Source organism: Limnobacter olei, from assembly GCF_029087225.1.
Lineage (GTDB): Bacteria > Pseudomonadota > Gammaproteobacteria > Burkholderiales > Burkholderiaceae_B > Limnobacter > Limnobacter olei.
Window position 1 is genome coordinate 15,047 of the sequence record NZ_JARFJD010000005.1, and the last position, 13,441, is coordinate 28,487.

At 53.5% G+C, this 13,441-nt stretch carries 10 protein-coding genes; 3 read left to right on the forward strand and 7 right to left on the reverse strand.

Annotated elements, in window-relative coordinates; genetic code table 11:
* Positions 1–1,316 precede the first annotated feature (1,316 nt).
* Positions 1,317–2,330, forward strand: a complete 1,014-nt coding sequence (locus tag PY990_RS04055) for an integron integrase (protein ID WP_275270519.1) — start codon at positions 1,317–1,319, stop codon at positions 2,328–2,330.
* A 240-nt stretch (positions 2,331–2,570) separates the two neighbouring features.
* On the opposite strand, the gene PY990_RS04060 is transcribed toward PY990_RS04055, so the two are convergent.
* Positions 2,571–3,485: a metal-dependent hydrolase gene (locus PY990_RS04060; protein ID WP_275270520.1), complete on the reverse strand. Its 915-nt coding sequence runs from the start codon at positions 3,483–3,485 to the stop codon at positions 2,571–2,573.
* A 292-nt stretch (positions 3,486–3,777) separates the two neighbouring features.
* Between PY990_RS04060 and PY990_RS04065 the strand changes: the two genes are divergently transcribed.
* Entirely contained in the window at positions 3,778–4,638 is an 861-nt protein-coding gene (locus PY990_RS04065) for a pirin family protein (protein WP_275270521.1), read from the forward strand.
* A 70-nt stretch (positions 4,639–4,708) separates the two neighbouring features.
* Here the strand turns inward: PY990_RS04065 and PY990_RS04070 are convergent, their stop codons facing one another.
* Positions 4,709–6,400: an AMP-binding protein gene (locus PY990_RS04070; protein WP_275270522.1), complete on the reverse strand. Its 1,692-nt coding sequence runs from the start codon at positions 6,398–6,400 to the stop codon at positions 4,709–4,711.
* A gap of 185 nt (positions 6,401–6,585) precedes the next feature.
* Between PY990_RS04070 and PY990_RS04075 the strand changes: the two genes are divergently transcribed.
* Positions 6,586–6,858 carry a hypothetical protein gene (locus PY990_RS04075; RefSeq protein ID WP_275270523.1) on the forward strand — a complete coding sequence of 91 codons (273 nt, stop codon included), beginning with the start codon at positions 6,586–6,588 and terminating at the stop codon, positions 6,856–6,858.
* Positions 6,859–6,927: 69 nt separating this feature from the next.
* Here PY990_RS04075 and PY990_RS04080 read toward each other — a convergent pair whose 3' ends face one another.
* The 5 genes from PY990_RS04080 to PY990_RS04100 form a co-directional block, all read right to left on the reverse strand.
* Entirely contained in the window at positions 6,928–8,217 is a 1,290-nt protein-coding gene (locus tag PY990_RS04080) for a thiolase family protein (protein ID WP_275270524.1), read from the reverse strand.
* A complete protein-coding gene (locus PY990_RS04085) occupies positions 8,214–9,143 on the reverse strand; it encodes a MaoC family dehydratase (RefSeq protein WP_275270525.1) in 930 nt (309 codons plus the stop codon). Before PY990_RS04085 ends, PY990_RS04080 begins: the two co-directional genes overlap by 4 nt.
* Positions 9,112–10,284 carry an acyl-CoA dehydrogenase family protein gene (locus PY990_RS04090; protein WP_275270526.1) on the reverse strand — a complete coding sequence of 391 codons (1,173 nt, stop codon included), beginning with the start codon at positions 10,282–10,284 and terminating at the stop codon, positions 9,112–9,114. Before PY990_RS04090 ends, PY990_RS04085 begins: the two co-directional genes overlap by 32 nt.
* A gap of 70 nt (positions 10,285–10,354) precedes the next feature.
* Positions 10,355–11,383, reverse strand: a complete 1,029-nt coding sequence (locus PY990_RS04095) for an AraC family transcriptional regulator (RefSeq protein ID WP_275270527.1) — start codon at positions 11,381–11,383, stop codon at positions 10,355–10,357.
* Positions 11,380–13,419 (reverse strand): oxidoreductase, encoded by a 2,040-nt coding sequence (locus tag PY990_RS04100; protein ID WP_413789499.1) that lies wholly within the window; start codon positions 13,417–13,419, stop codon positions 11,380–11,382. Before PY990_RS04100 ends, PY990_RS04095 begins: the two co-directional genes overlap by 4 nt.
* Positions 13,420–13,441: the final 22 nt, after the last annotated feature.

Here is a 13,441-nt window from a genome sequence, read left to right on the forward strand (position 1 = left end):
CCAATCGGATCCCACCGGCGCAAGATTGCTTGCACAAATAGAATATCCGCCATCGCTGCGTTCTTGAGTGTTTTTTTATTGGGTGCTGACATTTCTAAGCGATCTAACGTTCGTGGTGAGCGGCGTGCCAGCCCGGTAAGCGAAGACACATTGCCAGAGGCCCCGCAACAGCGCGCCGTTTGGCACGTCCGCTCGACCGCAGGGTTAGGCGGGTGTTGTACTGGAGACCGTGACCGGCTGGCAAGCCGAGGATGCCAGCCGTTGACATGGCACGACTGTGCCGACGGAGCGATGACTTTGCACAGCGCCAGCGCTGCTTGTGCTCAACAGACGTTGCATGGCACTGATGACCCACCACGATGGTTCGCCGGCCGCCAGCGGACGGACGGCCCGGCAGAGACTGAGCATGAGACCCAGAGCAGGACTCGGTGATGAGCATGGCGGTCATGGCGGAAGCGGTGGCATGCAACGCGAGATTCGGTGAGCAACGAGCCATGCGCATGAACACTGGCCTAACGTTGGAGGTGACCGGCACGCACCGGCAGCGCGCCGCAAGGTGCACGATCACACGCGCGCCTTGCGGCGCGCTGCCGCTGCGTGTCCGCGTCGAACGACCTGTTAGGCCGCATTCTGCGGGCGTTCCTGCGTCGCCGCGATGCAGACATCTTTCTACCTCGGTAGCGGGGTGTTAGAGCCTCCGCGAAGGACCTCTTCAGCTTGGCTCTGCGCACTGCGGCCCGGCGCAAGCTCTACTCCATAGAACACGCGGTCTCCCTTCAGGAATACGACGGTGTACTTGTCCATAGGGATGTGCGTGTTCCACGTTCCGCCGTATCCGCACCCGCCCAGACCGTACCGAACCTTCTTTTGAGCAGTACCTTTCAGCGTATGTAGCACCTCAAGCGTTGCCCACCCCTCCCCCTCAAAAGCAGTTGGATTGGCCTTTCCGTTGTCGCCCTGTTCGACAGCTCGAACCACCAGAATTGAGTCTGCTTCCTCCTTGTACCGCTTTCTCACTTCACTCTCCGTCGGCAGTTGCTCGCCCGGTCGAGGAGGTTGGCACGCGTAGGCCGCGGGCGCATACGCCATGAGCAGTGCGACGAAGCTGGGAGCAACTAAGCTCCACATCCGCTGAACTGGCGTGACTTCGGGACGTCTTATTTGGCTCATGTTGTTTGCAGGGCGTACCGGAAGCGGCCTAACTAGTTTTATCGAACAATAACGGCGATATCCATTTATTCGAACATCACCCCTGAGGGCACCTCAACCGAGTGAGCCCTTTGTGTAGCTTAGCGACTGACAAATATACTGTATAAATGAACAGTATAACCAAAACCCAAAACTCGCCACGTTTACTTGACCAATTGCGCACTGCGATTCGGTACAAACACTATTCCCACGCAACCGAAAAAGCGTATGTGTACTGGGTTCGGTTTTACATTCGCTTCCACAACTTACAACACCCAGCTGAAATGTCAGCACCGCATGTTGAAGCATTTCTGCAGTACCTAAGCGTTAAGCGAAAAGTTTCAGCATCAACACACAAACAGGCCTTGTCCGCATTACTTTTTCTCTATCGCGAGGTTCTAAAGCAAAACCTGCCGTGGCTAGAAGAAGTAAGTCGTCCGACTACTTCAAAGCGTTTACCTGTGGTCCTCACCCGTCAAGAAGTCGCCTCCGCCTTTAGTAATCTCGAAGGAGTACACTTATTGGTCGCCAAGCTGCTGTATGGCACTGGTATGCGAATTATGGAAGCACTTCGCCTGCGTACAAAAGACATTGATTTTGAGCACAACTGCATCATCATCCGATGCGGTAAAGGAGACAAAGACAGGGTCGTTATGCTTCCTGCTTCACTTGCTGGTTCTTTGAAAAAACAGCTGCTACACGCGCATGAAGTCTGGAAGGGTGACAGAGCCAATTTACTACCCGGTGTGGAGCTTCCTAATGCACTAGAGGTCAAGTATCCCCGTGCTCCCGAGAGCTGGGCATGGTTCTGGGTATTCCCTCAAGAGAGAACTTCCAATTGTCCAGTGAGCGGCATTCACCGCAGGCATCATTTATATCCACAAACTTTCAGACGAGACTTCAAGCGCGCACTTGAAAGTGCTGGTATTCACAAACCGGCATCACCCCATACACTACGGCATAGTTTCGCAACTCACCTTCTTCAATCTGGCGCTGATGTCCGAACAGTTCAAACATTGCTGGGTCATAACGACCTGAATACAACCATGATTTACACGCACGTAGCGAATTGTGTAGGTGGAGTGGCCAGCCCTTTAGACTCACTTTCCTGCCGCACCATAGCTACCGCAAGCCAATTCTAAAGCCCACACTTACTGCACAAACTACATTGAATCGTAATGAAAGTAAATTAATCCCGCACCAACATCAAGCATTACCCTCCCCTCACCCCAGTGCTTAATAAATAATCAACCGCTAAAACCCGCACCCATCCTCGTTATCAGCCACACAGCAAAAAACACCACCCCTCATTTGCGGGAATAAAAAAACCGGACCACCCCGCTACGAATGGTCCGGTTTTCAGGAAGAAAAAATTATTGTTTTTATGCGGCCACTGGTGCCTTGGTCACTGCTTTGCTCATGCGTGCACGCACTGCTTTTTTCACTTCGGGGTTGGGGTTGCGCATGGCTTGGTTGACCTTCTCCACGAAAGCGTCGATCTCTTTCATGAAGTGGCTGTTGTCATGGTCCCAGGGGTGGAAGTCGGCGCGGAAGTAGTCGAAGAAGTCGCTCATCGCGTTGCGGAAAATGCCTTCCTTGCCCAACAACATTTTGGCAACGGCTTTATAGCCTTGCAGGTGCTTGCCCTTGGTGTTGGGGTCGGCGAACACCAGGCGTGCGTGGAAGTACATAATGACGGGCCAGAAAATTACGGTGGCCAGCACCATGCCAAAGCGGCGAATAAAGCGGTTGTACACGTTGTCGGGAATCACGGTGTTCCACACGTCGTAAGCCACGGCTTTGTGCTCGGTTTCTTCGTACGCATGCCACTGCCACATTTGCTTGAAACCTTCGTCCGATTTCTCGCCAGTTACTTTTGGATCTTTCAACACGGCGTCGGCCATGATGGCGGTGTAATGTTCAAGCGCAATGGTGCCAGCCAGCGACAATTTTTTGCCCAGGCCTTTTTGCAAACCACCCAGCAATTTCCACAGCATTTTGTCCAGCTTCAAAGCGGGCACGCCACTGCGGTCCATCATCTCGTTGTATTCCTCGTGCTCGCGGCTGTGCAGCGCTTCCTGGCCGATGAATGCGGTGATGGCTTGTTTCAGTTCGGGGTCGGTCACCTGGTCTTTGTAGGCGCGCACGGAGTCCATGAACAAACGCTCGCCTGCGGGGAACAACACCGACAGTGCGTTGAAGAAATGGGTGACGTGCTCACCGGCTTCGTGCCAGTTGTTGATGCGGGACTCGTCAAGGTTGATCTTGACGTCACGGCGCACTGGAATGACTTTCATGGTGTACTCCTTTGGTTGCAGCTATTTTTATACTTTGGTACTAACGATTACATTGCTCAATGTATCAATCATTTTCGTCATTAACAACTGTAAACGTTAGAAAAACACTCTAAATTTCAAACGATCGTTTGTTTTTAGAAACACAGCAAACCATTGATTCAATTGCATAAATAATTTTGCAGTGCAATATGAAACCAGGTTCTTTTACTGGAAGTGTTTGTTCCACAAGGCCTTCCGCACCTTGTGGTGTGCGGTAAAATCGAAGTATTCATCAGTTCATTGAGAGGTATTTATGAACGCGCCAAAACCAATTTCTGTACAACAGCCGCGCACCGTGGAACACATTGTGGTGGGCCAACCGACCAGCGATGGTGCTGGCGTGAAGCTGACCCGCGTGATTACGCAAAACCTGCAGCGCAGGCTAGACCCATTTCTGATGCTGGACAACTTTGGCAGCGACAACCCCAACGATTACATTGCGGGCTTTCCGAACCACCCGCACCGTGGGTTTGAAACCATCACTTACATGATTGCCGGGCGCATGCTGCACGAGGACAGCAAGGGCAACAAAGGCTTGCTGGAAAACGGCGGCGTGCAGTGGATGACGGCCGGGCGCGGTGTGTTTCACAGTGAAATTCCGCAACAGGAAGAAGGCGTGATGGAAGGCTTTCAACTGTGGTTGAACCTGCCCGCGAAAGACAAAATGTGCACGCCCTGGTATCGCGATTTCAAGAACAACGACCTGCCCCAGTTTAAAACCGCCGATGGTGTTGCGGTGACCGTGATTGCAGGCAACAGCCATGGCGTGGAAGGTGCGGTAAGCCGCGAGGGCACGCAGCCTTTGTACCTTGATTTGCACTTGCCTGCGAATTCGAAATTTGTGCAAGAACTACCTGCGCAACACAATGCGGTGGTGTTTGTTTACCGAGGTGAAGTGAAGGTGGGCAGCCAAGTGGTGGGCGACAAGCGCATGGCGATTTTGAAGAACGAAGGCGATGGCGTGAAGATTGAAGCCAGTGCTGATGCAAAAGCATTGCTAATTGCAGGCAAGCCACTGAATGAGCCAATTGCGCAATACGGCCCGTTTGTGATGAACACTGAACAGGAAATTCGGCAGGCCTTGCAAGATTTCAGGGAAGGCACGCTGGCGTAAAAAAAGCCCGGAGAAATCCGGGCTTTTTGTTTGGCGATTGAGTTGCGATTAAGTCGAACTTGGGTCGCGCTTACTGCTCAATCACCACTGGTTTTTTCATTTTCACCCAGGCTTCTGCCTTGGGCAAATAGTTCTCCTCGATCACATTGCGCTTGATTTTCATGGTGGGTGTCAGGAAGCCGTTTTCCATGGTCCACAGGTCTTTTACCACCACAATGCAACTCAACTTCTCATGCGCTTCAAGCTGACCATTCACATGGTTTAGCAACTCGGTCATTTCACTTTCAACACGTGCGGCCTCAGCCGGGTTTTGCTCTACTTGTTTGTGTTCTTCAAGGGGCAACATGACCAAGGCAAACGGTTGCGGAAACGAGGGGCCAGTCACGCACACGGCCTCGATCAATTCATGGCCATTCAAGCGGTTTTCAATGGGCACCGGTGCAATGTATTTGCCCTTGCTGGTTTTGAACAATTCTTTCACGCGGCCGGTAATTTTCAAGCGGCCTTGGGCGTCGATCACACCCATGTCGCCTGTTTTCAAAAAGCCGTCTTCGGTATACGACTGCGCAGTCAGCTCGGGGTTTTTGTAATAGCCCATCATGTTGCATGGGCTTTTCACCAGCACCTCACCCACCTCGGAAATTTTGCATTCCACGCCGGGATAGGTGTTGCCCACGTAGCCTACACGCACCTTGCCGGGCAGGCTGCAATGCGAGTAGGCGAAGTTTTCGCTCATGGCGTAGCCTTCGAGCAAATCAAGCCCCAGGTTGCGGTACCAGGACATTAGCGCAGGGGCCAAGGGTGCGGAGCCACTGAGCGCCATTCGAACTTCAGACAAGCCCAGTTTTTTCAGCAAGAACTTTTTGAATAAACCGGAAAGAATCGGAATTCGGAAAATAACTTGCTGCACACCCAGCGGAATTTTTCCGCAAATACCGTTGTAAAACTTGGTCCACAAACGCGGCACCGAGAAAAACAAAGTGGGCCGTGCGCGTTGCAAGTCTTGAATAAAGCTGTCGAGCCCGAACGAGAAGTACACATGGAAGCCATAGAACAGCGAACCGGTTTCCAGAATGGCGCGCTCGGCGGCATGGGCCAGCGGCAGGTAGGAAATCATTCGATCGTTGTTGCTGAAGGTCATCACTTTCGAGGTGCCGCGCAGTGCGCTGATCATGGCGTTGAACGAGATCATCACGCCCTTGGGTTTTCCGGTACTGCCGGATGTGTACAGCATGGTGGCCATTTCGTCTTTGCTGCGCTTCACCGGGTTTTGGGTGGGTGCAGTGGCGGCCACAATGTCGTCCCATTTCTTGGCGTGGGCCAACTGGGGCGCCAAGGGCAAAGTAATGGTGGGCATGCTGGAGGGAATGCCCTTTTCAACCACGCGCCACAACTCGTCCATCTTGCCGATGAAGATCATTTTCGCATCGCTGTTGTCCAGCACATATTCAGCGGTTTCAGCATTCAGTGTGGGGTACAAGGGAATGGACACATGCCCTGCCCGCCAAATGGCGAGGTCGGCCATGATCCAGTGCGCACTGTTCTTGCCCAGAATGCCGATGTGGGTTTTCTCAGGCAGGTTCAGCGATTGCAGGTACGCGGCCATTCTGTTCACCTGGTCGGCCACTTGGCCCCAGGTGTAGTCCACCGTTTTTTCAGTTGAAAAAGGCTGGGTGAAATAAACCTTGTTGGGTTGGGTGGCTGCCCAATGGTCCAGGCAATCCAGCAGGGTTTCGAATTTCTCGTACTGCGCTGCACTCATGTGTTTGTCTCCCGAATTATTTCTGTTTTGAATTCTGTTCTTATAGGCTGATACAAGAATATCAGCCCGGTGGCTGCCCAATTAAAAATTCATATTCAATTTGTCAACCTGTACCGCCATATACGAGTTATTGCATGACATTGGCACCAAAATTTCGCACAGCCTATTTTCATCCGGAGTTCTCAATGAAAACGCTTGTTTCAATCATCGCACTGGGCACCGCGCTTGCATTTTCCCAATTGGCCCAGGCCGGGGAAAAATACCGGGAACCCCGCATCGACATCAACATCCTGATTCCATCAGCCTTTGCAGCCTTTGGATACGATGATTACTACGACCACCGAGGCAGGGACGACTACCGCTACGGCAAACGCTTCCGCGATCGATATGACGATGACGACGACGATTGGGACGACCGCTACCACGATGATGACGACGACGATGACGATGACGATTGATTCTCGCCGGCGCTCAGGCACTAATCCGGCACTAATCCGGCACTAATCCGGCACTAATTCGGCACTAATTCAAAGCCCTCTGTTTTCCAGCAGTATTGCGGCACCCAAGCCGCCGCCTGCACAACTGGATACCACTGCATAACGCTTGTTCTCCACTTGTAGCCTTCTGGCTGCGGTGGTAAGCAGGCGAATGCCTGTGGCCGCAAACGGATTACCAAGCGAAAGCGAACCACCCCAGGTATTGAGCTTCTCGATCGGCAGTTCGCCGGGCACTTTGCCTTGGTAGTACTCATCTGCAAATTCACGCCGCTGCATGCAAGCGATGTTCACCAGCACTTGGGCTGCAAAGGCTTCATGAAGTTCCCATACATCGATATCGTTCATGCTCAACTTGTTTCGGGCCAACAAGGCTGGAATAGACACGGCTGGCCCCAGCAGCATTTCTTCTTCAAGGCTTTTCACTGCAGCCAGTTGATAATCCACCACCTCGGCCAAGGGCTGTAAGCCCAGTTCAGCTGCGGCTTCCTGACTTGTTACCAGCAAGGCTGCTGAACCATCGGTAAACCGAGATGAACCCGCGGCGGTAATCACGCCGCTTTTGCTGAAAATGGTGCGCATGGCGCTTAGCTTCTCGATATTACTGTCCTTGCGCGGTGTGTTGTCTTGTGTAATGGGCTGTTTAACACATGGCACTTGTACCGGAATGATGGTGCCGTCGAAGTGGCCTTGGTTCAGTGCCTCAATGGCCAGCTGGTGGCTGCGCACGGTGAAGGCATCACAATCCTCGCGGCTTACTTTGAACTTGCGCACCATTTGTTCAGCACACACACCCATGGTTTTTCGGGTGGTGAAGTCGGTGCCGGTGGGCATCTCGGGTTTCAAGTCGGCCGGGCGAAGGCTGGCCAGGTTTTTCAGTATGTTTTTGGCAGAGGAATCTTGCCGCACCTTCATGGTTGCACGCCGAATTTTTTGCGAGTAGCGAATGGGAATATCCGAAAAACTTTCCACGCCTGCTGCAATGCCCACATCAATTCGACCCAGGGCAATCATGTCGCATAAATTGGCAAAGCCCACACTGGCCGACAAACCCGCCATAGAGGTGGTGTACGCCGGAATGGTCGCAGGCAGCCCTGCACTCAACATGCTTTCACGCGCCACATTCGAAGTTTCAATTTCATGCAACACCGTGCCCATGGTCACCATGTTCACACGGCTTGCGTCAATACCGGTTTTGTTGACCAAACCTGCAATGGCTTTTCCACCCAGCTCATAGGTCATAAGCTGGGAATAGGCGCCACCCGAATCGAGAAACGGGGTGCGCACGCCATCCACAATCACTGCTTTGCGAATTGACTTCATTTGAAGCGCCCCACCATGTGCAAGGTGCCATCGGCTGCGGCCAGGCGAAGCTGTGTGTAACCTTCAGAGTCCTTCGTTGTACTGGTTTGCACCTGCATGCCTGCATTGGGCAATGGCAGTGGTTTGATCCAGCGCACATCGAGATCGGCCACGGAATAACCTGCGTTGTGCAGCACTTCCCAGGTGCGGGCCAATTGCCCGAAGCCATGCAAAATGCAGCTTTTGAAACGCGTGCGTTTGCCCACCGCCTTGATGGTGTGAATGGGATTGAAGTCACCTGTCAACATGGCAAAGGCCAATCCGTCTTCTTCCTCGGCATCCCAGCTTCCTGCGGTGTTGAATTCATATTCTTCACGCTTGGCGGGTTTGCTTTTGCCAGCAGGTTTTGCACGGGGCACGGTGGAGTAACTGTCGATGACGATGGCCAGTTCGCCCTTGGGGTTGCTGGCCTGCACGCGGGTGTGAATGCGCACTTTGTCGCCATCGTCGCTCACATCCATCAAGCTGCCACGCAAAGCAATGGGCTCATCGCGAATCAGTGGCTTGTGAATTTGCATGCGCAAGCCCTGGTTGAGCAGCGACAACAAATTGTAGGGGGCAAGGCTGCCCAGCTTGGCCAACATGGGCATGGCCCAATGGCTACAAAAGTGCGCTGGTATTTCTGTGCGGTAGCGATTTGCAGGGGCGCCTGTCCAGGCCACGTATTGATCCAGCAATTCATTGTTGAGTGCAGGCACGTGCATGCTGTGGTTCACTGGCAATTCTGGCAAGGTGGCTGGCCGGGTAATGGGCGTGGCATTGCGAATAGCAGCCCAGCCCATGGACCGAATGTTGGGCCAGTGCAAGGCCAGGTATTTCAATGGATAGTCTGCCAACATGGTGTTTATTCCTTTTTTACAAGCCCAACTGCTTGCCGATAATTTCATTCATGATTTCGTAGGTGCCACCGCCAATGGATGCAATTCGATTGTCGCGGTACAAACGCTCCACCAAACTTTCGCGCATATAGCCCATACCACCAAAAATTTGCACGGCTTCATAGGTAATGAAATCCGATGTTTTGGTGGCAAAGTTTTTGGCCATCGACACTTCTTTCAAAGCGGGTTTGCCCGCCTGCATGCGGGCTGCAACGCGGTAGGTGAATTCACGGCTGGCTTCCAGCTGTGTGGCCATGTCCGCCAGCTTGTGGCGAATCACCTGGTGTTTGCTCAAAGGTTTGCCAAAGGTGCTGCGGTTTTTGGCGTAGGCCAGCGCTTCATTCAAAGCCAGTTCCGACAAGGTATTCGCATAACAGGCCAGGCCCAGGCGCTCACTTTCGAAGTTGGTCATGATCATCATGAAGCCACTGTTTTCAATGCCAATCAAATTGGATTTGGGCACCACCACATTGTCGAAAAACAGCTCGGCCGTGTCGCTGCACCACCAGCCCATTTTTTTCAATGGCTGGCCTGTGGTAAAACCGGGCGTGCCTTTCTCGATCAACAACATGCTGATGCCGCCATAACCATCGCCGCCTGTGCGCACGGCCACGGTGTAATAGTCGGCGCGAATGCCCGAGGTAATGTAGGTTTTGGACCCTGACACTTTGTAGTGGTCGCCACAATCCACCGCGCGGGTTTTCAGGTTGGCAACATCCGAACCACCGCCAGGCTCGGTCACTGCCAGGGCGATGATTTTGTCGCCACTCAACACTTCAGGCACAATGCGCGCTTTCATCTCGGGGCTGGCCCACTTGGCGATGGGTGGCAAGGCAATGCCATGCGACATCAAGCTGGAGAAGAAACCACCGGAGCCTGCACGCAGCAGCTCTTCAGTGGCGACCAGGCTCATGAAGTAATCACCTTCAGAATTACCGCCAAATTCTTCGGGATAGCCGATACCCAAAATGCCTGCCTCGCCAGCCAGTTTATAAATTTCGCGGGGGAAAGTGCCCGCCTCTTCCCACTCGTTGATGTGGGGCGTGACATGACGTTCAACGAAGCGGCGAATATTGCGGCGCGCTTCCTCGTGGGTTTCATTGAAATAAGGGGTGAACATTCTGGCCTCAAATTGAACTGGTGCATTCATCTTGTTGCACGCGTTCAATTTGGCCTAGGGCAAAGCCGGACACAATGGGGGTAAATAGCGACAGAGTGTCTTAATTTACCCTGCTCTGCTCAATAAATGCCTGGGGTGACATGCCAAACCAGCGCTTGAAGGCACGCCTGAAGTTGGACACCTCTTGATACCCCAGGCTAAGTGCCACCGATTCAACCGTGTTGTTGCTGACCAGCAGGCTGAGTTTGGCCTGCCGGGCCAGTTCAGAATCGCGCAGGGTCTGGTAGCTGGTGCGTTCATCGCGCAGGTAGCGCATCAAGGTGCGCGATGACAAATGAAAGTGGCTTGCCACTTGCTCACAAGTCCATATTTGCCCAGGGTTGCTGCGCAACAGTTCGGTCACTCTGGCCGCCCAACTGCTGGGTCGCCTTTGCTCAAGCAACAACTGCTCGCAGCGTGCCAACGCCATGGCATGGGTCTCCGGGTCGGCCATGGGATTTTGCATCAGCGCCAAACCATGGGGAATCACGATTTTTGTTTTGGGCTTGTCAAACAAACAGGGAGCGTGCAAAAACTCGGAGTATTGATCGGCATAGGCCGGGGCAGAATACGCCAGCTCCACTCGCAAGGCAGGCTTTGAATTACCAATGATCATGCCTAGGTGGTTGACCATGGTGGCCAGCACGGCTTCACAGAAAAAGCGCCCCACTTCGTCCAGTGCGATGCCCATGTTGATGATCACCGCAAAGTGATCGCTCGCAATGTGGCCTTCCATGCGGGCAAAACCGCCACGTATGTCATGAAACTTTTCAGTGGCTTTCCAGGCGTGGCCCAAAGTGGGCGATGAAGCAATCAAGGTGCCCAATGGTCCGTGCGCAGCCAGGTGCAAGTTTGCCCCCCAGCGCAAACCCAAGGCCGGGTTGCCGCTGAGTTGCAGTGCGTTGCGCACAATCACTGCTTGGGTTTCTGCATCAATGTATTTGTTCAGTTCAAGCAGATCAGCCGGTGCAAGGCGCGTGCCTTTCAACAACAGAAGCTGACCCTTGTGATCCAGCCCCTGCTCACGCGCCAATGTGCGCGTATAGGCTGTTGGAAAAACAACCTTGTTGTTGACGTCCCGAGCAATCACACGGTTGCGGCCAAGCGGGCACCTTGGTTGATGGCTTCCTTGGCGTCCAACTCGGCGGCCTTGAATGCACCACCAATGATGTGTACTGGCTTGCCCAAGGCGAGAACTGATTCTTCCAGCTCACGGTTGGGGTGCTGACCTGCACACACAATCACGTTGTCGACTTCCAGCAAATGCTCGGCACCATCGGGTGTGCGAATGCGCAAGCCTGCATCCTCAACGCCGATGTATTCCACACCCGACAACAAACGCACGCCCTTGGCTTCCAGCGCAGCACGGTGGATCCAGCCTGTGGTTTTACCGGGGCCCGCAATTTTCTTGGGCTTGCGTTGAAGAATGGTGATTTGGCGTGTGGCCTTTTCGGGATTGGCTTTGACACCGGCAATGCCACCACGCGCTTTTTGATCGCGATCAATGCCCCAGAATTCGCAGAAGTCTTCAATGCTGGTGGAAGGTGATTGTGCAACACCATGCTCATTTTCGTGATGGGTTAGAAACTCAGCCGTATCCACACCAATGCCGCCACCGCCCACAATGGCCACACGCTGGCCCACCGGCTTGCCGTGCTTCAACACATCGAGATAACCCATCACTTTGGGGTGATCAACACCCGGCAGGCTGGGCACATTGGGAATAATGCCCGTGGCCAGCACCACTTCATCAAAATCTTTCAAATCATCGGCACTGACCCGCTTGCCCAGTTGCAAGTTCACGCCTTCCTTCTTCAGCATGGTGTTGAAGTAACGAATGGTTTCATGAAATTCTTCTTTGCCGGGCACTTGCTTGGCGATGTTGAATTGCCCGCCGATTTCCTTTGCTTCATCAAACAGGGTGACTGCGTGACCGCGCTGTGCAGCCGTCAGCGAGAACGACATGCCGGCCGGGCCTGCCCCCACCACCGCCACTTTTTTCTTCGTGGTGGTTTTGACAAAAACAAGCTCGGTTTCGTGGCAAGCCTGTGGGTTCACCAAACAGCTGCAACGCTTGCCACCAAAGGTGTGGTCCAAGCAAGCCTGGTTGCAACCAATGCAGGTGTTGATTTCATCCACCCGGCCTTCTTTGGTTTTTAAAACCCAGTCGGGGTCGGCCAGGAAGGGGCGTGCCATGGCGATCATGTCTGCATCACCGTTTTGCAAAACCCGCTCCGCATCGCCCGGCATATTCAAGCGGTTCGAAGCTGCCACTGGAATGGACACCACTTCCTTGATTTTGCGCGTGGCCCAAGTGAATGCGCCACGTGGCACCTGCGTGGCGATGGTTGGAATTTTTGCTTCGTGCCAGCCAATGCCTGTGTTCAAAATGGTCACGCCTGCTTTTTCCAGCTCGCGGGCCAGCAGCAGGGTTTCTTCAAGGCTTTGACCATCGGGCACAAGGTCAAGCATGGACATGCGGTACACGATAATAAATTCCGCACCCACTTTGGCGCGAATACGGCGCACCACTTCCAGTGGGAAGCGCATGCGTTTTTCGAAAGTGCCGCCCCATTCGTCGGTGCGTTCATTGCCGCGCTCGGTCAGGAACTGGTTGAGCAAATAACCCTCGGAACCCATCACTTCCACACCATCGTAACCCGCCATTTTTGCGTAGGCGGCGGCATTGGCAAAGCCATCAATTTCCTGCTCAATTTCAGCGGGCGTCAATTCACGGGGTGTGAATGGAAAAATGGGAGACTGCTTAGCCGAAGCCGACACCATGTTCACGTTGTAGGCCTGGCGACCTGCGTGCAGCAATTGAATGGCAATTTTGCCGCCTGCAGCATGCACGGCATCGGTCACGGTGCGGTGACGAATTGCATCTTGCTCGCTGGTCATGCGGCCAGCACCGGGCCACAGCACGGCAGTTTCAGAAGTGGCAAAACCACCTGTGATCATCAAGCCCACGTCGCCTTGCGCGCGGCGTGCAAAAAAAGCAGCCAGTTTTTCTGGTGGCTCTTCTTCAAGCCCAGTGTGCATGGAACCCATGATGACGCGGTTCTTCAAGGTGGTGAAACCCAGGTTCAATGGCTCAAGTAACTTGGCGTGTGCTTGATTTTGCATAACTGCTGGCATTTCAATACCT

Coding starts and splice junctions, on each gene's coding strand:
- PY990_RS04070 (WP_275270522.1), bottom strand. CDS start 6,400: ATGAGTGCAGCGCAGTACGAGAAATTCGAAACCCTGCTGGATTGCCTG.
- PY990_RS04060 (WP_275270520.1), bottom strand. CDS start 3,485: ATGAAAGTCATTCCAGTGCGCCGTGACGTCAAGATCAACCTTGACGAG.
- PY990_RS04055 (WP_275270519.1), top strand. CDS start 1,317: ATGAACAGTATAACCAAAACCCAAAACTCGCCACGTTTACTTGACCAA.
- PY990_RS04090 (WP_275270526.1), bottom strand. CDS start 10,284: ATGAATGCACCAGTTCAATTTGAGGCCAGAATGTTCACCCCTTATTTC.
- PY990_RS04080 (WP_275270524.1), bottom strand. CDS start 8,217: ATGAAGTCAATTCGCAAAGCAGTGATTGTGGATGGCGTGCGCACCCCG.
- PY990_RS04065 (WP_275270521.1), top strand. CDS start 3,778: ATGAACGCGCCAAAACCAATTTCTGTACAACAGCCGCGCACCGTGGAA.
- PY990_RS04085 (WP_275270525.1), bottom strand. CDS start 9,143: ATGAAATTATCGGCAAGCAGTTGGGCTTGTAAAAAAGGAATAAACACC.
- PY990_RS04100 (WP_413789499.1), bottom strand. CDS start 13,419: ATGCAAAATCAAGCACACGCCAAGTTACTTGAGCCATTGAACCTGGGT.
- PY990_RS04075 (WP_275270523.1), top strand. CDS start 6,586: ATGAAAACGCTTGTTTCAATCATCGCACTGGGCACCGCGCTTGCATTT.